The organism is Aliivibrio wodanis (genome assembly GCF_052920805.1).
This window is the reverse complement of the sequence record NZ_JBREXA010000002.1, coordinates 1,659,433-1,678,883: the sequence shown is the minus strand read 5'-3', so window position 1 is coordinate 1,678,883 and position 19,451 is coordinate 1,659,433. Positions and strand designations below refer to the sequence as shown.

The window sequence follows — 19,451 nt, the reverse complement described above, 5'->3', positions numbered from 1 at the left end:
TTAGTGTAGGGCGTTCGCTGTACGGCCACAGGTCAGAGGTTGACCGAATCCTTTAATACAAATGCACATTTAATGAGCTCTTTGTAAGTGCGCAGAGTGTAACAAAGCATAAAAAGTGAACCGTGAGAAAGATCTCACATTGGTCGCTTTATTAATTTTATTATCGTTGTTCCTAATGAACTACGATATGGGTCACACAAATAGTCTGTAAAAACAGAGTGTTGATGATAAATAAAAATGGTGATGTTCGATGACGACAATCGCAGCTCCAAATCAATTGAATGCAATGACGTTTCCTTTACATGGGACACGTTTAATTGAAGCTTCCGCAGGTACAGGTAAAACCTTTACCATTGCCAGTTTATACCTACGTTTACTATTAGGGCATGGTGATGAGAACAGTCGCCATAGTGAAGAATTAACCGTAGATAAAATACTGGTAGTGACTTTTACGGAAGCGGCAACCGCAGAATTAAGAGAGCGAATTCGAGCTAAGATCCATGATGCTCGCTTAGCGTTTGCTCGTGCTGTGCATAAAAGTGATTATAAGAGTGGCGATCCCGTTATTGATCCGTTATTAGCTGCTATTTCTGATCATAAGTCAGCAGCTCACATATTATTGAATGCTGAGCGCAGTATGGATGAAGCCTCAATCTTTACTATTCATGGCTTTTGTCAGCGTATGCTAACGCAAAATGCATTTGAATCTGGCGCTCAGTTTGAAAGTGAATTTGTTACCGACCAAGCCAAATTAATGCATCAAGTGGCCGCAGATTTTTGGCGCCGTAGTTTTTATCATCTTCCTAAAATGGTGGCTGAAAGTGTTTATGATTGTTGGCCAAGCCCTTCTGCATTATTAGGTGATATGGGCAATAGTCTTACTGGTGTCCCAAAGCATTTAACGGTTGAACCACTAGAAAGTTCATTGGAAGAGTTTTGTCAGCAGGGCATTGCACGAATAGATGAATTAAAGCAGCAATGGTCGTCACATTGTGCTGATTTTGAAGCCTTAATTTCAGGCTCAGGTGTTGATAAACGCAGCTACACTAAAAAGAATTTACCAAACTGGTTAGAGCAAGTGTCATTGTGGGCCAATAACCCAACAACCTCATTGCAAGTACACGATAAGCTTGAAAAGTTTTCTCAATCGTTATTAATTGATAAGACCAAAAAAGGCGAAGCACCAGAACACGCGGTATTTAAATTAATTGATGACTTTTTAGCGCAGCCATTAGAAATAAAACAGCCATTGTTATCTTTAGCCATTCATCGCTGTCGAGACACCTTACAGCAAGCAAAAGAGCAGAAGAACTGGTTATCGTTTGATGATTTGTTAAGTCAGTTATCTCAAGCCACAGAAAATAAAGAAAACGCCTTATTGCTAGATAAAATCCGCGAGCAATATCCAGTCGCTTTGATCGACGAATTCCAAGATACCGATCCGCTGCAATATTCGATTTTTAGTTCGCTTTATCAAGATCAGCCACAGTGTGGTTTGTTTATGATCGGCGATCCAAAACAAGCGATTTATGCTTTCCGTGGCGCGGATATTTTTACTTATATTCAAGCGCGCCGCCAAGTTGCGGATCATTACACCTTGGATACTAACTGGCGTTCAACCGCAGATATGGTGTCGTCAGTGAATCGTATTTTTGAACATGGCAAGCAGCCCTTTTTATACGATGACGATATTCCGTTTTATCCAGTTAAATATAACCCTGTTAGTGCCGAGCAAAAATCATGGGCACTAGATAATCAAACTCAGCCAGCAATGACCTTTTGGTTGCAAGAGAGTAAAGATGGCAATCCGGTAAATAAAACCACCTATCAGCGTGTGATGGCAGAATCAACCGCTGCACAAATTCAAACTATTTTGACTGGAGCGCAACAGGGCTCGGCGTATTTACAAAATGGCGAGAAAAAACAAGCCATCAAAGCGGGTGATATTGCGGTCCTGGTTCGTACTGGTAAAGAAGGTAAATTGGTTCGTGAAGCCTTATCAAAACAAGGTATTGCCAGTGTTTATTTGTCGAACCGAGACAGTGTATTTTCTTCTCCTTTAGCTAAAGACATTTTGCGTTTATTGCAGGCTGCAATGACGCCAACGGATGCACGAGCGGTTCGTTCTGCATTAGCCTCGTCTTTGTTTGCTTATACGGCCGATCAACTACATCAATTTAATGTCGATGAAATGCAGTGGGAATTAGCCGTTAATGAGTTCCGCGCCTACCGTAAGCATTGGTTACAACGTGGCATCATGCCTATGTTGCATCAAATTATTACTCAACAAGGTATTTCAGAGCGTTTACTGGCTGAAAATGGCGGTGAACGTCACTTAACCGATTTATTGCATATTGGTGAATTATTACAACAAACAAGCCAAACCCTCGACAGTGACTATGGATTGTTGCGTTGGTTATCTGATGCGATTTCTGAACCTAATGGCGATGCTGAAGAGCAAACGGTACGTTTAGAATCTGAGCGTAACTTGGTGCAGATCGTGACAATTCATAAATCAAAAGGGTTGGAATACGATCTCGTCTTTTTGCCTTTTGTTTGCTCCTATCGAGCCGTGGATAAAAAAGGCGAAGTTAGCTTTTATGATGAAGACAATCGTTACTCGGTGTTGGATTTATTAAAAGAAGATGATTCCGTTGAGAAGGCAGAAAAAGAACGCTTAGCCGAAGACTTACGTTTGATTTATGTTGCGCTGACTCGTGCTGTTTATGCTTGTTATATTGGCATGGCACCTATAGGTAAAGGCACGTCGAAAAAACCACCAACGGGTGTACATCTTTCTGGTTTAGGGTATTTGATCCAACAAGCGGATGAATGTGATATTGCTGAGCTTCAAGCGTGTCTTGAAAAATTAATAGCAGGCAATTCGCCTATGGTGATCCAATCACCCCAAACCTTGAGTGATGTGCTTTATCAAGAAGCAGACGATAACTCGTTAGCATTAACGGCCAACAAATTGAATCAGCCTGTAAAAAGTAATTGGTGGATGACCAGTTATTCCGGTTTGGTGAAACAAGGTAATCATCATAATGACACCTCGTTAGAATTAATTAATTTGGATTTAGATTCAGCTGAAGATAAAGATGAAAAAGAGTTAGATTTAGAGCCTGAACGCACTATTTTTACTTTCCCTCGCGGTGCGAGAGCGGGTACGTTTTTACACTCATTGTTTGAAGAGGTTGAATTTACTCAACCAATTAATAGCGAAGAAAATACACAAATAATCATCAAGCTATTAGAAAAAGAAAACTACGATGTAGAGTGGTTAGACGTCGTTCAAAGCATGATGCAACGCGTGCTCGATTGTCCGTTGGATGGTCACGATTTACGCTTGGCAACCAAAGATCCAGCTCAACGTTTGGTTGAAATGGAATTTTTACTACCGATAACGTTATTGAATTCGAGTTTAGTTAATAAAACCATCGCCAAACACGATGAAGTATCTGCTCGTGCAGGAGAACTTGGCTTCTCGACCGTTAGCGGCATGCTAAAAGGCTTTATCGATTTAGTGTTTGAGCATGAAGGAAAATATTACGTTCTCGATTGGAAATCAAATCATTTGGGAGATTCCCCAGAATGCTACGGCGGTGACGCTTTAATTGAAGCAATGCGAGATCATCGTTATGACTTCCAATATCAGTTGTATGCTTTAGCGTTGCATCGATTCTTGAAAAGCCGTATTGCCGATTATGATTACGATACCCATTTTGGTGGTGCGTATTATATTTTCTTGCGTGGTATTGAAAATAGTCATGAGGGGCATGATAGCAATTCAAATGGGGTCTTTTATTCAAAACCAAGTGAAGTGTTATTAGAAGAATTAGAGTTATTGGTAGATGGAGAAACAGTCGATGCTTAAGCAATTACAATACTTAATGGCTCATGGTGTACTTCGCCCATTGGATCTTCAATTTGCCAAATTTATAGCTCAGCAAGAAAAATACAGCGATAAAAATCTCATTATGTTGCTGTCTGCTATTACCAGTCATGAGTTAGGAAAAGGTCACGTCTGTATTGATATTGAGCAAATAGAACAAGGTGATTTGTTTACGTTGCCTGCAAAGTATCGTGATGCGCTATTGGAATTAGTTCCAGAAAAAAGTAGCTGGATTTCTGAGTTAACCAATGCCTCTACGGTATCGAATGGTACAGAAGCCAAACCTTTAGCTTTTGATGGTACTCGCTTGTATTTACAACGCTATTGGGCGTTTGAGCAACGAGTGTCTAACCGTATAACTAAAGCGGCGCAAAGTGTGGCGGTAAATCCTCAGCTATCGAATACATTGGATGAGTTGTTTGCCCGTCAGTATCATTTTGTATTTTCAGCATTGAAAAAGTTAGAGAATAATAACCAAGTTTCTCGCCAACAATTGGTGTGCGATATGCTTGATGTTGTTCAGTCTGATGATCTGGATTGGCAGGCAATTGATGCGGTTTTATTAGCCGCGACTAAATCTTCAGAATTAGAAACGTTAGATCAATTAATTCCAAATAACCATTGTGTGAATTGGCAAAAAGTCGCGGCAGCTGTGGCGTTAACTCGTCGATTCTCGGTGATCTCTGGTGGCCCAGGAACGGGTAAAACAACCACGGTTACCAAGCTTTTGGCTTCCCTAGTGACTCAAGCTCAGCAAGACAATAAAAGCATCGCAATTAAGTTAGTGGCTCCTACTGGTAAAGCCGCAGCGCGTTTGACTGAATCTATTGGTCAAGCGGTGCAATCTATTGGTTTAGCACCAGAAGTAAAAGAAGCGATCCCGACAGACGCAAGTACGCTGCATCGCTTGCTTGGTTATATTCCAAACCAAGTAGATTTTCGTCATAACAAAAGCAATCCATTGCACCTTGATGTATTGGTGGTGGATGAAGCCTCGATGGTCGATTTAGCTATGATGGCCCGACTGCTCGATGCGGTACCAGAACACGCGCGTGTTATTTTATTGGGCGATAAAGATCAGTTAGCCTCAGTTGAAGCGGGAGCGGTGTTAGGTGATATCTGTCAGTTTACCAAAATGGGTTACAGCCAGAATCAAGCACAACAATTATCTCAATTAACAGGCTATGCTTTGCCTGTGCAATCGCACAATAACGCGGTAGCTGATAGCTTGTGTATGCTGCAAAAGAGTTACCGTTTTGATGCTCGATCAGGTATAGGGCAGCTTGCCAAAGCCATTAATGAAGGCAGCAAATTTAAAGTAGAAGCGGTATGGGCTAAAGGGTTCTCAGATATTCGTTTTCATGATTTAAGCAATGATAGTTATAACGCAATGATCACCATGATGGTAAATGGCTATCGCAGTTATTTAGGCCATATCCATGCGGGCGATAAACCAGAAGTGGCATTAAAAGCCTTTAGCCAGATTCAATTATTGTGTGCAATGCGCGAAGGCGACTTTGGGGTTGTAGGGCTTAATCAACGCATTGAAAAAGGATTAAGAAAATCTGATTTAATTCCTCATGGTGATGAAGTGTGGTATTCAGGTCGTCCTGTCATGGTGACTCAAAATGATTATGGCGTAGGTCTTTATAATGGTGATATTGGTATTGCGATGCCAGATCCTGTTGATCAACGCTTACGTGTTTATTTTGATATGCCGGATGGTTCGATTCGTGGAGTATTACCAAGCCAATTACCAGAGCATGAAACCGTGTATGCAATGACGATTCATAAATCTCAAGGGTCTGAGTTTGAACATACAGTTTTAGCTTTACCTGCTGAGTTCAGCCCAATCTTAACGCGAGAGTTGATTTATACGGGTGTTACTCGAGCGAAGAAAAAACTCGATCTGTTCGCAACAGAGAAAGTGGTGGCGCGAGGAGTCATGATTAAAACTCAGAGAAACAGTGGATTAGCATCATTGATGAGCTAAATAAATACAGTGGTTAATAAAGAAAATATTAGCCGCTGTATTATTTCATATATGTAATAGTCATTTTCTTCTCCACCTCTAGTAAATATGAAATAAATGCTTATAATTGCGCCTCTAAAATTCGGAAGGAATACCGGATCTTTTTTCTACCAATATCATTAATTAGATGATTAATAGAGTTGGTATTAATATGGCTGTTCCGTTATATGTTTAAATTACTTGTTTCAATGCCGCCAGCAATGGCTCTTATTATCGCCATTATTTCTGAAGTAATAGCGACCTCTTATATACCAAAAACAGAGCAGTTTACGAAATTAACACCAAGCCTTATTGTTGGTGTGGGTTATGCTATCGCGTTCTTTTTACTTTCAATAACAGTAAAAACGATGCCAGTGGGAATTGTGTATGCGATATGGAGTGGGGCAGGAATTGTCTTGGTTGCGGGTATCGGATATTTTGCTTATGGGCAAAAACTGGATTTACCAGCTGTAGCAGGAATCGCACTTATTCTTTCAGGTGTACTAGTGGTTAATTTGTTTTCTAATACCGCAGGTCACTAACGGCTAATTATATTGAAAAGGCTGCAATGGAGTGATTCCATTGCAGCCTTTTTCTTTTATAGGACTTGTAGCACTAAAATTTTGGATTTACGTTGAAAATTGTATAACTTTTGTTTTGTCATTGGTAAGTGCGAAACATTAACTTCAATGAAACCTTGCTCTCTAAACCAATGAAGACTACGAGTGGTAAGAACAAACAGTTGTGATAATTTGAACTGTTTGGCTTTAACTCGTAAGCGGTTAAGTAAAATTACACCACGATCACCATCCCGATAATCTGGATGAACCGCCACACAACCCATCTCTGCCATTCCGTCTTCAGGAAAAGGATATAGAGCAGCGCAGGCAATCACTAATCCATCTTTTTCTATAATCGTAAATTGGGCAATCTCTTGTTCTAATTGTTCACGAGAGCGACGAACTAAAATGCCTTCTTCTTCGAGTGGTCGAATTAAATCCATAATGCCACCGATATCATCGATTTCAGCATCACGAACTTGCTCTGAGCTTGCCATAACGACTTGAGTTCCAATGCCATCAAAAGAAAATAATTCTTGAATTAATGCACCATCCTCTTTGTAGCTGATTAAATGACTACGAGGTACACCGGCTTTACACGCAGTGATCGACCCTTTTAAGAATCGAATCGTTCCGGTTGAGTTACCATCATCTAGATCTATATTGTCTTCTAATCGCTTAAGAATAGTCTCAGCTTCGCTAGGAAATAGCTCTGCTAAAATTTGTTTGTGCTCATTTAGCACTCCTTGCTCTGAACAAAAACCAATTAATTTATCTGCATTTAAACGAATCGCCAATTGAGTCGCTACCTCTTCTGAGAGTAAATTAAAACACTCCCCAGTGACAGAGCTGGCAACAGGACCAAGCAGAACAATGGATTGCTGGTCAAGCATACGATTAATGCCATTAGTATCAATCCGGCGAACTCGCCCGCTATGACAATAATCAACGCCATCATCAACACCAAGCGGTTGGGCAATAATGAAATTACCGCTAATGACATTAATTTGTGCGCCAGCCATTGGGGTATTATTTAAACTCATAGAGAGGCGAGCTGTAATATCGAGTTGTAATTGACCTGCAATTTGTTTAACTAATTCAAGAGTTTGCTCATCTGTAACTCTTATCCCTTTATGAAAAGGCGCGTCATGTGAGGTTGATTTTAATTGGGCTCGCATTTGAGGTCGAGTCCCATAGACAATAACGATGCGTAGCCCTAGCGAATTTAAAAGGGCAATGTCGTTGACAATATTGGCAAAATTTGGGTCTGCAATGGCTTCACCACCGAGCATGATCACCACAGTTTTATCTCGGTGAGCATTGACATAAGGTGCTGATTGACGAAAACCTTTTACTAAAGCAGTACTACGAAACTTCACGCTATTCATCCATGAGTAGTTATTTATTCACATATACTGACTAAATACTCTTCTTACTACAAGTGTTTCGATAAAAGTCACACAAGTTTTTCTTAATTTTTTTTGTAATTGCGGATATGCTTATGCCTCTTTCTATTTTTATTAGGTTACGTGATGAGCCAGGCTCAAGAAAAAGAATTAAAAAGAAGAAAAGTTAGACTACTTTTACTCATCGGCTTCGTTGCTGTTGGAATAGTCGCAGCCATTATTGCTGCACTGTTTCGTAATGGTATGTTTGCGCAAATGCCACCATCACAGCTATATGGTAATTGGGTTGAATTAGGTGTCCCAACCTATGCTCAAGATAGCTTTACGATTAATGCAAATGGTATTTATACTCATGGGCGCTTAATTAACACTCAATACGAGTTTGATGGCAGTGTATTAACTTATAAACATGGTGATGTAGAGTATGTTTATCAGGTCGAAGATGAAAGTGGCTCACAACTCCTTCGTATAAAACCTACTCATTATAAATCCAGTTTTCGTAAACAATAATCTTTTAGGTTCGAGATAAGGCATAATAAGTTGATATCTCGAACATCATTTATCCTCTTCTCAATATTTTTGATTTAACTGTGTCAAATTTTGTTAAATTTTGATTTTTCTTACACTTATTGCGATTCGAAGAATTGCTCTCCCTCCATTTCTTTGTCATTCTTGCCGTATTATTTTTCAATAAGGTTTTATCGTGCTTCGTAAATTTTCTTTTGTATGGGCTCTCCTTGCTTTGGCTGGTTGTGCTGAGCGTCCAACAGATCGCGCTCAACAGTATCTTGATGGTGATTTCAACAGTAACTTAAATGAAGTAAGTGAAATTAAATCAGATAAACCTTCTGATTTTAGTGCATTTAAAAAACAGAGTGCAGAAGTGATTACTCGCTCTGAATCAATGGCATTACGTTATGAAGAACTGTACGTTCAATTACAAAAATGGATTGATGAAAGTTCAAACCCAGCAGAGCTTTCTGCTTACGGTATTCAATTTGCTCAAATGGGTGGCGGTGATAAACAGGGGAATGTAATGTTTACTGGCTACTTTTCTCCTGTGATTGAAATGCGTCACACGCCAAATGAAACATTTAAATATCCTGTTTATGATAAGCCTGATTGTGGTTCAAATTGCCCAACACGAGCTGAGATAAATGCCGGTGCTTTATCTGGTTTAGGTCTAGAACTTGGTTATTCAGATAACATGATTGACCCATTTATTATGGAAGTTCAGGGTAGTGGTTTTATTCATTTTGGTGATGATGACAAACTTCAATATTTTGCCTACGGTGGTAAAAATAACCATCCTTATGTGAGTATTGGTAGAATTCTGATTGAACGTGGTGAAGTTGAGCGTAAAGATATGTCACTTAAAGCGATTAAAGAATGGGTGCTTCAAAATGATGATGAGACTGTTCGGGAGTTGTTAGAGACAAATCCATCTTATGTATTCTTCTCTCCAAGAGAAGCGCATCATGTATTAGGGAGTGCGGGTATTCCACTTCTTGCTGGTGGTGCAGTTGCAGCTGATCGTACTTTATTGCCTATGGGAACCCCAATACTTGCGGAGGTACCACAGTTAGATAAAGAGGGGAAATGGACGGGTAAGCACGTGCTTAAAGTCTTATTGTCGTTAGATACAGGTGGCGCAGTAAAAGAAAATCATTTAGACCAGTATTACGGTATGGGGTCTGAGGCGGGTATTGCTGCTGGCCACTTTAAGCATTTTGGCCGTGTATGGAAACTAGGTTTAAAAGATTCTGAAACTGAAAATCCATGGGAAATGCCGAAGAAGAAATAATATTGATAAGTTCTGAATTTCTTAAAGCTTGATCTTCTAAAAAAGAGTGCGTATAAATCGTGCTCTTTTTTGTTTTTGAATAAGGTAAACCCATGCGCGAATTAACCACTCCTGCTTCTGACAGTTATGACCAACGTTTTGGTGGCACTCGCCGTTTGTATGGTAATAGTGAAGTAGAAATTATGCGTGCTGCGCATGTGTGTGTGGTCGGTATTGGTGGTGTTGGTTCGTGGGCGGTTGAAGCTTTAGTTCGTACTGGTTTGGGTGAAATTACCCTAATTGATATGGATGATGTGTGTGTCACTAATATTAACCGTCAGATCCATGCCATGACGGGAACAATCGGCCAAAGTAAAATTGAAGTAATGGCTGATCGCATTAAATTAATTAACCCTGAGTGTAAGATTAATTTGATTGATGACTTCATTACACCTGAAAACCAAGCTGAATACATTTCTAAAGAGTTTGATTACGTACTTGATGCTATCGATAGCATGAAACCAAAAGCGGCGTTACTGGCTTATTGTAAGAGTAATAAGATTAAAGTTATCACGACTGGTGGTGCGGGTGGTCAAACTGATCCTACTCAAATTGCGATTACGGATTTATCTAAAACGATCCAAGATCCTTTAGCGAAAAAATTGCGTGATACGTTACGCCATCATCATAATTTTACTAAGAATACAAAACGTAAATTTGGTATTGATTGTGTGTACTCAACAGAGCATTTGAAATACCCACAAGCGGATGGCTCTGTGTGTGCGACGAAAGCAACTGCTGAAGGGCCGAAACGTATGGATTGTGCGACGGGTTTTGGTGCTGCTACGGTGGTGACTGCGACATTTGGTTTTGTTGCGGTATCGAGAATTGTAGAGAAGTTGATTGAGAAACACTCTTCTAGAGACTAGAGACTAGAGACTAGAGACTAGAGACTATAAGTGCGTGTATGACTAGTGTGGAAAGTATTGTTATCAATACCAGCTTTTTTGCTCTTATAGTCTCTAGTTAGCGAAGCGTATAGTTTCTAACTACTTACTAGCAACCCCTCTGAATCCTTCAAGCGAAGCGGCCTTAAACCTGCTCTATTAGAGTATTAATGGTTTCAATGATCGCTTTAAGTCCATTACCACGTGATGGGCTTAAATGTTCAATTAGCCCTAATTGAGCAAAATATCCATCCATATCAAACATGCTAATCTCTTGTGCGGTTTTATTATTAACCGCAGCCATTACTAACGCGATAAGTCCGCGGACAATTCTTGCATCAGAATCAGCACAGAAAAAATAAACCCCATCAACTATTTCATGTTGTAGCCAAACTTTACTTTCACAGCCAGAAATAGTCACGTTCTCTTGTTGAAGCTCTTCTGGCATTTTAGGCAGTTTTTTACCTAATTGAATCACATTGCGGTAACGGTCTTCCCAACCTTTTGCTTCACTCATTAAATCGAGAACAGTGGTGTGAGTAATGTCAAAACCAAAAGGTGACGATGGGAATGTAGACATAAATAAAATACCTTAAATTTGAGCTTATAGCATATCTGCGGCTTTATTTAGCGCGTCGATAAAACGTTGAACATCTTGCTTCGTATTATACAAGGCAAATGAAACGCGTACAGTACCCGTTAGGCCTAATGCATCTAACATAGGGTGAGCGCAATGATTACCAGAACGAACGGCAATGCCTTGTTGATCAAGTAGAGTCGCTATATCTTGGTGGTGGACGCCATCAATAACAAAAGAAAATAGACTCGCATTATCTTGTAAACCGATGAATCGTAAATCTTCAATACCTTTGATGCCATCAATAGCCATCTGGCGAAGTTCATCAATATGAGCATTAAGATCATTATGGGCGAATTGCTTAATCCAGTTAATCGCTGTAGCAAAAGCAATCGCACCTGCAACGTTTGGTGTGCCTGCTTCAAATTTCCCTGGAAGTTCTGCAAAGGTGGTTTTTTCAAACGAGACCTTCTCAACCATTTTGCCACCGCCATGCCACACAGGCATAGATTCTAATAAATGTTGTTTGCCATAGAGTGCGCCAATACCTGCAGGAGAAAATAACTTATGACCAGAGAATACATAGAAATCAGCATCCATTGTTTGAACATCTACTTCATGATGAACAATACCTTGAGCACCATCGACAACGACAATGGCGCCAAATTGATGTGCCGTTGTAATGATGTCATCGATTGGATTTAATGTGCCAGTTACGTTGGTAACTTGAGCAACAGCAACAATCTTAGTGCGTTTGGTTACCAATGACTCAAATGCATCCATATCTAGTGTGCAGTCGTTTTTCATTGGAATTTTAATGACGTTAGCGCCAGTCTGCTCTGCAACAATTTGCCAAGGGACAATATTTGCGTGATGTTCTAATTCGCTTACTAAGATCTCATCGCCTGTTTGCAGTGTGCTACGAGCGTAAGTTTGAGCAATTAAATTAATCGCTTCGGTAGCACCACGAGTCCAAATGATTTCTTTACTGCTGTCAGCATTGATGAAGTGTTGAACGGTTTCACGAGCTTGCTCAAATTGCAGTGTAGCTGAAGCGGTTAAGCTATGACTACCACGATGCACGTTAGCATTACTTTTTTGGTAGTAATCTTGAATTGCATTTAATACCAATAATGGTTTTTGCGTCGTCGCTGCACTATCAAAATAGGCAATCGGCTGACCATTAACATCTTGGGTTAAAGCGGGAAATTGAGAGCGAACAGCGTCAACAGTAAATGCAGTCATAGTGATTTTCTTTAATAAGGATAAGCAAACAGGGAGAATGATGCGGATTTCTGTCTCGTAAGTCAAAATTACAGACAAAAAAAAGCACCGTATTAAACGATGCTAATAATTTTTCTAACCAAAAGGTCAAAAATACAGGAAATAATAGGTATTGTTTACAAATAGTTTGAAACCAATACTTGGGCTCTAACAGTCGAGCCAATATGCAAACACAACATTGTAATTTAGAGATAGGGGGTAAATACTCAGGGAGGAATATATGTCTTTTCTCTAAACTACGGGCTAATACTAGGTTTTATCTGGTAGTTCGGCAATGGACAATTTATAATACTTGGCATTAAAAAAACTAATGGTTCAAAATGTGAGTTCTTATGTCTCGAAGATTACCACCTTTAAATTCTCTACGTGTGTTTGAAGCGGCAGCTAGACACTTAAGTTTTACTCGTGCCGCAGAGGAGTTGTTTGTTACTCAAGCAGCAGTTAGTCACCAAATCAAAGCGTTAGAAGAATTTCTTGGCTTGAAGTTATTCCGTCGCCGTAATCGTTCTTTACTTCTTACTGAAGAAGGGCAAAGTTATTTTCTCGATATAAAAGAGATTTTCTCTTCTTTGTCAGAAGCAACAGATAAAGTATTGGAAAGAAGTGCAAAGGGTGCATTAACCATTAGTTTACCGCCAAGTTTTGCTATTCAATGGCTTGTTCCACGTTTGTCTGATTTTAATAATCAAGAACCAGATATAGATGTTCGTATTAAAGCGGTTGATATGGATGAAGGCTCGTTAACTGAAGATGTCGATGTAGCCATCTATTATGGTCGTGGTAATTGGCCTGGTTTACGAGTTGATTTGTTATACCAAGAGCAGTTATTGCCATTATGCTCACCGCAAGTTCTGTTAAATGAAAAGCCGTTAGCAACGATTGATGATCTACGTTTCCATACGTTATTGCATGACACGTCACGTAAAGACTGGAAGCAATTTGTAAAACAGTTTGATTTACAAGGTATGAATGTTAACCAAGGGCCAATCTTTAGCCATTCAACAATGGTGTTACAAGCTGCGGCGCATGGACAAGGTATTGCTCTAGGTAATAATGTTCTTGCTCAACCTGAATTAGATGCGGGTCGATTAGTTGCTCCTTTTGAAGAGTTGTTAATAAGTAAAAACGCGTTTTATCTAGTATGCAGTGAGAAGCAGGCTGATACAGGTCGAATAGCGACATTTAGAGAGTGGATTTTAAGCAAAGCACGTAGTGAGCAAGAGATTGTTGATGATGAATAGTCGTTTATGCTTACTTATTGCTAGTCTTAGTGGTGCGATAACTGTTGGTCTAGGCGCTTTTGGTGCCCATGCTCTAAAGTCGGTTTTATCTCCATATCTACTTGATGTGTATGAGACTGCAGTGCAATATCAAATGTGGCATACGCTTGCTCTTTTTGGATGCGGAATTTTGTTGAGAAATTCATTTTCAAAAGGGGTATCATACGCCGCCTTGCTATTTACCATTGGAATGTTATTTTTCAGTGGTAGTTTATATGCATTAGTGTTCACAGGAATAAAATGGTTTGGGCCAATTACTCCATTAGGTGGACTCTGTTTTATTATCGGTTGGCTAACGCTGGCTGTTTCAACTTATCGTTTGACTGAGGTTTCAAAGTGAAACAAGTAATGTTCTATTGTCGCTCTGGTTTTGAGAAAGAGTGTGCAGGTGAGATCCAAGATAAAGCCACTCAACTTGAAGTGTTTGGTTTTCCTCGCCTAAAAAATAATACAGGCTATGTGCTATTTGAATGCTACCAGGAAGGCGATGCAGATAAATTGATCCGTGAGATTAAATTTAATGAGCTGATTTTTGCTCGTCAAATGTTTGCGGTAGCAACTGAATTAAGTGATTTACCTTCTGAAGATCGTATCTCACCAATTCTGAATGCATTAGTTGATGTTGAAAATGTCCCTTGTTGTGGTGATATTCGTATTGAAACACCAGATACGAATGAAGCAAAAGAATTATTAAAATTCTGCCGTAAATTTACAGTACCAATGCGTATCGCATTACGTGGTAAAGAGATGCTAACACCAAGAGATTCGGACCGAATCCCTGTTATGCATATTTGCTTTATTGCACCGGGTCACTGTTATGTAGGTTATTCTTACACCAACAATAATTCAACGTTCTTTATGGGGATCCCGCGCCTAAAGTTCCCTTCAGATTCACCAAGCCGTTCTACATTGAAATTGGAAGAAGCATTTCATGTATTCATTCCGAGAGATGAGTGGGATGACCGTTTGGCTTCTGGTATGTGGGCTGTTGACTTAGGTGCTTGTCCAGGTGGTTGGACTTACCAATTAGTTAAGCGTTCTATGTTTGTTCATGCGATTGATAATGGCATGATGGCACAAAGCTTAATGGATACAGGTCAAGTTAAGCACCACATGGTTGATGGCTTTAAGTTTGAACCACAACGAAAGAACGTAACGTGGATCGTGTGTGACATGATTGAAAAGCCTGCACGAGTTGCACACCTTATGGGTGAATGGTTAATTAAAGGTTGGGCTAAAGAAGCTCTATTTAACCTTAAATTACCGATGAAAGGCCGTTACGATGAAGTACTTCAAGATATTGAAAACTTAAAAGAGTTTTTGAAGAAGAATAACTTCCAATACAAGCTTCAAGCGAAGCACTTGTATCATGACCGTGAAGAAATTACGGTTCATATCCAAGCGATTTCTAATATTTCTCCTCACTAATATTGGTGTAATACCAATTATTGAGAGATAAAAATAAACGCCCGCAGGTCATTTGAACTGCGGGCGTTTTTATTTAAGATAAACTAAGTACATAGAAGCTAATATGCTTTTCCTCAAAAGAAGAATGGCTATATTTGGTGCTGATGGTTCAGCGATGACAAACAGCTTTTTTGCTCCAAAGCACATTAGCTTCTATATATTGTGAGATTTATAATTCTAGTCCCTAGTCCCTAAATCAGGCTTTACATAGCGAATATCTTGCAAATTAAACCCAAGTTCAATATCGGTTCTTAACCCTGCAACCTTACGGCACAAAATAGCGGTGTCATAATGCTCATCAAACTTCTTGCGATATTTTTTCGGTAACTCTTCAGATTCGTTTGCTGCCTCAATTGTTGGGAATTGAGTTAATATTTCTAATGCCGCTTTAGGACCAACTCCTGGAATACCCGTTATTTTACTTGAGCTTATTCCGGCCAATCCCCAATAATCAGCTAATTGTTCAGGCTTTAGGCCAAACTCTTTTTCAATAAAAGGAGCATCTAACCAACGATGCTGAAAGTAATCTCGAATACGTAGCGTAGGGGAAAGCAGCTGGCAATAACCTTTATCTGTCGAGATTATAGTGACCTGTTCATTATGGGAAGCGACTTTATTAGCGAGAGTTGCGACTAAATCATCGGCTTCATCACCATCAGATAACAATGAATCAATGCCGAGTTTCCACCATGCATCTTGAATATCATCCATGCCTTTTTGTAGTGCTTCAGGCATTGGTTTTCTGTCTTCTTTGTATTTTGGTAATACTTCAGCTCGCCAGCCTCTATCTTGTAAGTGGTGGTCAAATACAGCAATGATATGAGTGGGTTCGGTTTCTTTTAAAATACGATTTATTGTGCGGCTTGTTGTGGTGATTACCGCCTGAATGTCATCTTGGTTTGGTTGAGCTGAGTGAACGCGACGAATAAGATTTAATGCGTCAATAATAACCAGATGAATTGCCATAACGTATTCATTCCTATGTAGAAAAAAGAAAAAGTCTATGCGTTTAACATAGACTTTATATTGTACGTTACAGAAGGGGAGATATTCCAGCCTTAATCTACAACGATTTCATAGCAAGGTTCGTATTTAGAGCCAGGTAGCTTCATTCTTCCTTGTTTAACAAAGTCTTTAAGTAAGCGATCCATTTTCTTCATTAAATCAGGATCACCATGTAGCTTAAATACACCATGCTTTTCAATTTCAGCAATACCTTCCGCTTTTACATTACCAGAGACAATACCAGAGAACGCTTGACGTAAATTAGCAGTAAGGGCTTCTGTTGGTTGTTCAAGGTGTAAATTTAGAGCTGACATTGCTTCATGATTTGGTTCGAAGGGAAGTTGGAACTCGGGCTCAATTTTTAAAGCCCAGTTAAAACTATAAGAGTCATCAGTTGCTTTACGATACTCTTTTACTTTTTTAATGCCATGATTGATAAGAATGGCTGCTTTTTCTGCATCCCCAACCACAATCTCATAATATTGAGTCGCCTCTTCTCCTAAGGTTTCTCGAATAAAGGTGTCAATAGATAGGAAATATGCCTCACTCTCTTTTGGTCCTGTAAGAACAATCGGCATTGGTTGTTGACGGTTAGCTGGGTTCATCATGATACCTAAGATATATAATAATTCTTCAGCTGTACCTGGGCCACCAGGAAAGATCACAATACCATGAGCCATACGTACAAATGCTTCTAATCTTTTTTCAATATCAGGCATTATGATCAATTCATTGACGATAGGGTTTGGTGGCTCAGCGGCGATAATAGAAGGCTCTGTTAGTCCAACAAAACGACTTTGAGAGTAACGTTGTTTAGCATGACCAATAGCCGCTCCCTTCATTGGGCCTTCCATTGCTCCAGGACCACAGCCAGTACAAATATTCAATTCACGCAAGCCAAGCTCATGACCCACTTCTCGCGTGTATTGGTATTCTGTTGAATTGATTGAATGTCCACCCCAACAAACGACAAGGTTAGGCTCTATTCCGGTATGTAAAGCTTTAGCATTACGTAAAATACTAAAAACAAGATTGGTTAGGTGAGTTGCTTTAGTTAGGTTGAGGCGTTCATGATCTGCAATTTGCATATTCACATAAACCATGTCTCGCAATACTGAGAATAAATGTTCTTGAATACCTTTTATAATCGTACCATCAACAAAAGCATGCTCTGGTGGGTTACTTAGTTCAAGTTTTATCCCACGATCACGGCGAGTAACAGAAATATCAAAAGATTGATATTTATCGAGAAGTTCTTTTGAAGAGTCAGTGTGACTACCAGAGTTAAGTACCGCTAACGAACAGTTACGATACATTCGATATAAATCACTAGAAGCAGTCTTCTTTAATTGGTCTACTTCAAGTTGTGATAGCAAATCCATGCTACCTGCAGGACTAATATGAGTAATCATATAGCGCCTCCCTAGCTGTTTTTATTATTGTTTAGGTATTAAACTTACACAGCAATGGGAGGATTAGCTAGAAGAAGAGTAAAAAAGTGAGAAGGTTATAGGTGCTATTATTCTCTTTATATATGAAAAACTTATTTAGCTTGAGTATTATTCATAAATAAATTGTTCTTTTCCTTTTGCTCTTTGGCGATAGAGTAATTGAGTAGAACGCTCTATTACTTTTTCAGGAACATCACTGCTTGCAAATTCAGTACTACATACGGATACTGTAATTTGCACATGGTTATTTTTGAACTTAAAAGGTAATTTTGAGATAGCAGCTTGAATCGCCTTGAGTTTCTCTTCTATTTCGCTTTTTTCTGTTTCAGTAAATATAATAAGAAACTCTTCGCCACTAAAACGTGCAACAAAGTCGATATCAGATACTTTATTTTCAATAGTTCTAGCAATAATACTAAGTGCTTTATCACCAGCAAGATGACCAAATTGTTCATTAATACGTTTGAATTGATCAATATCGATTAGCGTTAAAACAAGAGAATGTTGATGGCGAACCCATCGTTTATATTCTAAATCCAAACGTTCATACATTGCCGCGCGATTATAAACTTTAGTCAAAGGGTCTTTGTATATACGTTCTTGTTGATCACTCAATCGACGGCGATACTCTAAGGTTTCTTGGTAAAGTTGATTCAATTTAGTCGTTGCGTATTTATGACGTTCAATTAATGCAGCTTCACGTTCTTGCATTGCGCTTTGGCGTTCAGATAAATCATGCATTTCACTCAATATCAATGCCATTCGTGTTGCATAGTTTTGCTCATTGTTTTGATTTTTTAATAACCCTTCAGCTTGTGTGATAAGCAAAGAATGTTCTTCATTAAGTAATGAGTTTTGCTCAACATTAGATTGCCCTTGAGCTTGATTTTGTTCACTTGCTTTTATTATTTGAGCGACCTGTGAGTTCATATCACCGATAAAACTTTGCGAGGCTTTACGTTCACTATTTGTCCCTTCTAATACAAGTTGTAATGTCTGAAGAGCTAAATCAATCAACGAAACAGCATCAACGCCAATCAAGAGCTTATTGCGAATATCTAGCAATGAATTACCTGAGTAGTTATCAAAATCTAACTCTGAGATAAAGTGTTGTAATTCATTACTCAACTGCTCTTGTGTATCAAGATCGATGATTTCATTGGTGTTTATTTCTGTTGATAGTTTTCCAACTGAAATAAACTTTATAGCGCGCTCATAAAGTTCAATAAGACGAACAATTCGTTGAATATGCTTACTACCATCTTGTGAGGGGTGCTGTAATAGGTTGCGAAGATCTCGTTTCAATCCTGCAGGTAGGCCAACAACACGTTGAAGTGTTTCACCACAATAAGAGATATGCTCATCCATGATTGAATGTTCTTTCTCAACATTTATTTGATATCGGTTAATTAATCGCTCAAATGTTGCTATTCGTACAGTAAGTTCAGAAGTGTTTTCTACTTGTTCGATACTAGTAGCAAGATCTACAATCTCTTTATCAAGTTCACTATCATGATGTTTACACGCAGCACAAAAGCGTAAAATAATGCGTTTTAGAAGCAATATTTCACGACGCGATTTTAATGTAGTATCACGGTGTGATAGACGTGTGTGATCAAGCTGTTGCTTTAACTGGCTTAATTCTGAGGCAACAATGGATACTTCAATCATAATAATTCAGGGTATAACTCACATGTTTAAATAAAAGTGTCAAAATATTGATATGGTCAATATAATGATAGTAACAAATTTATAATTAGTAGACTAAAATAAAGTGTGGCATTT

At 39.1% G+C, this 19,451-nt stretch carries 15 protein-coding genes; 9 read left to right on the top strand and 6 right to left on the bottom strand.

Annotated elements, in window-relative coordinates; translation table 11 throughout:
* Positions 1–250: 250 nt before the first annotated feature.
* From recB to ACU5DF_RS15660, 3 genes are all read left to right on the top strand, one after another.
* A complete protein-coding gene (gene recB / locus ACU5DF_RS15670) occupies positions 251–3,877 on the top strand; it encodes an exodeoxyribonuclease V subunit beta (protein ID WP_446713507.1) in 3,627 nt (1,208 codons plus the stop codon).
* Positions 3,870–5,888, top strand: a complete 2,019-nt coding sequence (recD, locus tag ACU5DF_RS15665) for an exodeoxyribonuclease V subunit alpha (RefSeq protein ID WP_446713506.1) — start codon at positions 3,870–3,872, stop codon at positions 5,886–5,888. The genes recB and recD overlap by 8 nt, the downstream gene beginning before the upstream one ends.
* Positions 5,889–6,115: 227 nt before the next feature.
* Complete coding sequence (locus ACU5DF_RS15660; protein WP_446714257.1) at positions 6,116–6,448, top strand: DMT family transporter; 333 nt, start codon at positions 6,116–6,118, stop codon at positions 6,446–6,448.
* A 56-nt stretch (positions 6,449–6,504) separates the two neighbouring features.
* Here ACU5DF_RS15660 and argA read toward each other — a convergent pair whose 3' ends face one another.
* The gene (gene argA / locus ACU5DF_RS15655) at positions 6,505–7,845 is read right to left on the bottom strand and encodes an amino-acid N-acetyltransferase (protein ID WP_446713505.1); all 1,341 of its coding nucleotides are present in this window, start codon (positions 7,843–7,845) and stop codon (positions 6,505–6,507) included.
* A gap of 153 nt (positions 7,846–7,998) precedes the next feature.
* Between argA and ACU5DF_RS15650 the strand changes: the two genes are divergently transcribed.
* The 3 genes from ACU5DF_RS15650 to tcdA all read left to right on the top strand — a co-directional run bounded on the left by ACU5DF_RS15650 (position 7,999) and on the right by tcdA (position 10,584).
* The gene (locus tag ACU5DF_RS15650) at positions 7,999–8,382 is read left to right on the top strand and encodes a DUF2850 domain-containing protein (protein ID WP_446713504.1); all 384 of its coding nucleotides are present in this window, start codon (positions 7,999–8,001) and stop codon (positions 8,380–8,382) included.
* A 193-nt stretch (positions 8,383–8,575) separates the two neighbouring features.
* Positions 8,576–9,676: a murein transglycosylase A gene (gene mltA / locus ACU5DF_RS15645; protein ID WP_446713503.1), complete on the top strand. Its 1,101-nt coding sequence runs from the start codon at positions 8,576–8,578 to the stop codon at positions 9,674–9,676.
* Between the two features lie 92 nt (positions 9,677–9,768).
* Positions 9,769–10,584 (top strand): tRNA cyclic N6-threonylcarbamoyladenosine(37) synthase TcdA, encoded by an 816-nt coding sequence (gene tcdA / locus ACU5DF_RS15640; protein WP_446713502.1) that lies wholly within the window; start codon positions 9,769–9,771, stop codon positions 10,582–10,584.
* A 163-nt stretch (positions 10,585–10,747) separates the two neighbouring features.
* On the opposite strand, the gene csdE is transcribed toward tcdA, so the two are convergent.
* Positions 10,748–11,182, bottom strand: coding sequence for a cysteine desulfurase sulfur acceptor subunit CsdE (csdE, locus tag ACU5DF_RS15635; RefSeq protein WP_446713501.1), 435 nt, complete (start codon positions 11,180–11,182; stop codon positions 10,748–10,750).
* A 24-nt stretch (positions 11,183–11,206) separates the two neighbouring features.
* A complete protein-coding gene (csdA, locus tag ACU5DF_RS15630; protein ID WP_446713500.1) occupies positions 11,207–12,424 on the bottom strand; it encodes a cysteine desulfurase CsdA in 1,218 nt (405 codons plus the stop codon).
* 371 nt (positions 12,425–12,795) lie between these two features.
* Here csdA and ACU5DF_RS15625 point away from each other — a divergent pair, with 371 nt between their 5' ends.
* From ACU5DF_RS15625 to rlmM, 3 genes are read left to right on the top strand one after another with little or no spacing between them, the layout of a single operon-like run.
* Positions 12,796–13,704, top strand: coding sequence for a transcriptional regulator GcvA (locus ACU5DF_RS15625; protein WP_446703272.1), 909 nt, complete (start codon positions 12,796–12,798; stop codon positions 13,702–13,704).
* Positions 13,697–14,083: a DUF423 domain-containing protein gene (locus tag ACU5DF_RS15620; RefSeq protein ID WP_446714256.1), complete on the top strand. Its 387-nt coding sequence runs from the start codon at positions 13,697–13,699 to the stop codon at positions 14,081–14,083. The genes ACU5DF_RS15625 and ACU5DF_RS15620 overlap by 8 nt, the downstream gene beginning before the upstream one ends.
* Positions 14,080–15,171, top strand: coding sequence for a 23S rRNA (cytidine(2498)-2'-O)-methyltransferase RlmM (gene rlmM / locus ACU5DF_RS15615; protein ID WP_446713499.1), 1,092 nt, complete (start codon positions 14,080–14,082; stop codon positions 15,169–15,171). Before ACU5DF_RS15620 ends, rlmM begins: the two co-directional genes overlap by 4 nt.
* Positions 15,172–15,387: 216 nt before the next feature.
* Here rlmM and xni read toward each other — a convergent pair whose 3' ends face one another.
* The 3 genes from xni to ACU5DF_RS15600 form a co-directional block, all read right to left on the bottom strand.
* The gene (gene xni, locus ACU5DF_RS15610; protein WP_446713498.1) at positions 15,388–16,176 is read right to left on the bottom strand and encodes a flap endonuclease Xni; all 789 of its coding nucleotides are present in this window, start codon (positions 16,174–16,176) and stop codon (positions 15,388–15,390) included.
* Between the two features lie 92 nt (positions 16,177–16,268).
* Complete coding sequence (gene ppnN, locus ACU5DF_RS15605) at positions 16,269–17,627, bottom strand: nucleotide 5'-monophosphate nucleosidase PpnN (RefSeq protein ID WP_045101362.1); 1,359 nt, start codon at positions 17,625–17,627, stop codon at positions 16,269–16,271.
* A 147-nt stretch (positions 17,628–17,774) separates the two neighbouring features.
* Positions 17,775–19,337 carry a GGDEF domain-containing protein gene (locus tag ACU5DF_RS15600; protein WP_446713497.1) on the bottom strand — a complete coding sequence of 521 codons (1,563 nt, stop codon included), beginning with the start codon at positions 19,335–19,337 and terminating at the stop codon, positions 17,775–17,777.
* Positions 19,338–19,451: the final 114 nt, after the last annotated feature.

Coding starts and splice junctions, on each gene's coding strand:
- csdA (WP_446713500.1), bottom strand. CDS start 12,424: ATGACTGCATTTACTGTTGACGCTGTTCGCTCTCAATTTCCCGCTTTA.
- recB (WP_446713507.1), top strand. CDS start 251: ATGACGACAATCGCAGCTCCAAATCAATTGAATGCAATGACGTTTCCT.
- ACU5DF_RS15620 (WP_446714256.1), top strand. CDS start 13,697: ATGAATAGTCGTTTATGCTTACTTATTGCTAGTCTTAGTGGTGCGATA.
- recD (WP_446713506.1), top strand. CDS start 3,870: ATGCTTAAGCAATTACAATACTTAATGGCTCATGGTGTACTTCGCCCA.
- tcdA (WP_446713502.1), top strand. CDS start 9,769: ATGCGCGAATTAACCACTCCTGCTTCTGACAGTTATGACCAACGTTTT.
- csdE (WP_446713501.1), bottom strand. CDS start 11,182: ATGTCTACATTCCCATCGTCACCTTTTGGTTTTGACATTACTCACACC.
- xni (WP_446713498.1), bottom strand. CDS start 16,176: ATGGCAATTCATCTGGTTATTATTGACGCATTAAATCTTATTCGTCGC.
- ppnN (WP_045101362.1), bottom strand. CDS start 17,627: ATGATTACTCATATTAGTCCTGCAGGTAGCATGGATTTGCTATCACAA.
- ACU5DF_RS15650 (WP_446713504.1), top strand. CDS start 7,999: ATGAGCCAGGCTCAAGAAAAAGAATTAAAAAGAAGAAAAGTTAGACTA.
- ACU5DF_RS15600 (WP_446713497.1), bottom strand. CDS start 19,337: ATGATTGAAGTATCCATTGTTGCCTCAGAATTAAGCCAGTTAAAGCAA.
- ACU5DF_RS15625 (WP_446703272.1), top strand. CDS start 12,796: ATGTCTCGAAGATTACCACCTTTAAATTCTCTACGTGTGTTTGAAGCG.
- ACU5DF_RS15660 (WP_446714257.1), top strand. CDS start 6,116: ATGCCGCCAGCAATGGCTCTTATTATCGCCATTATTTCTGAAGTAATA.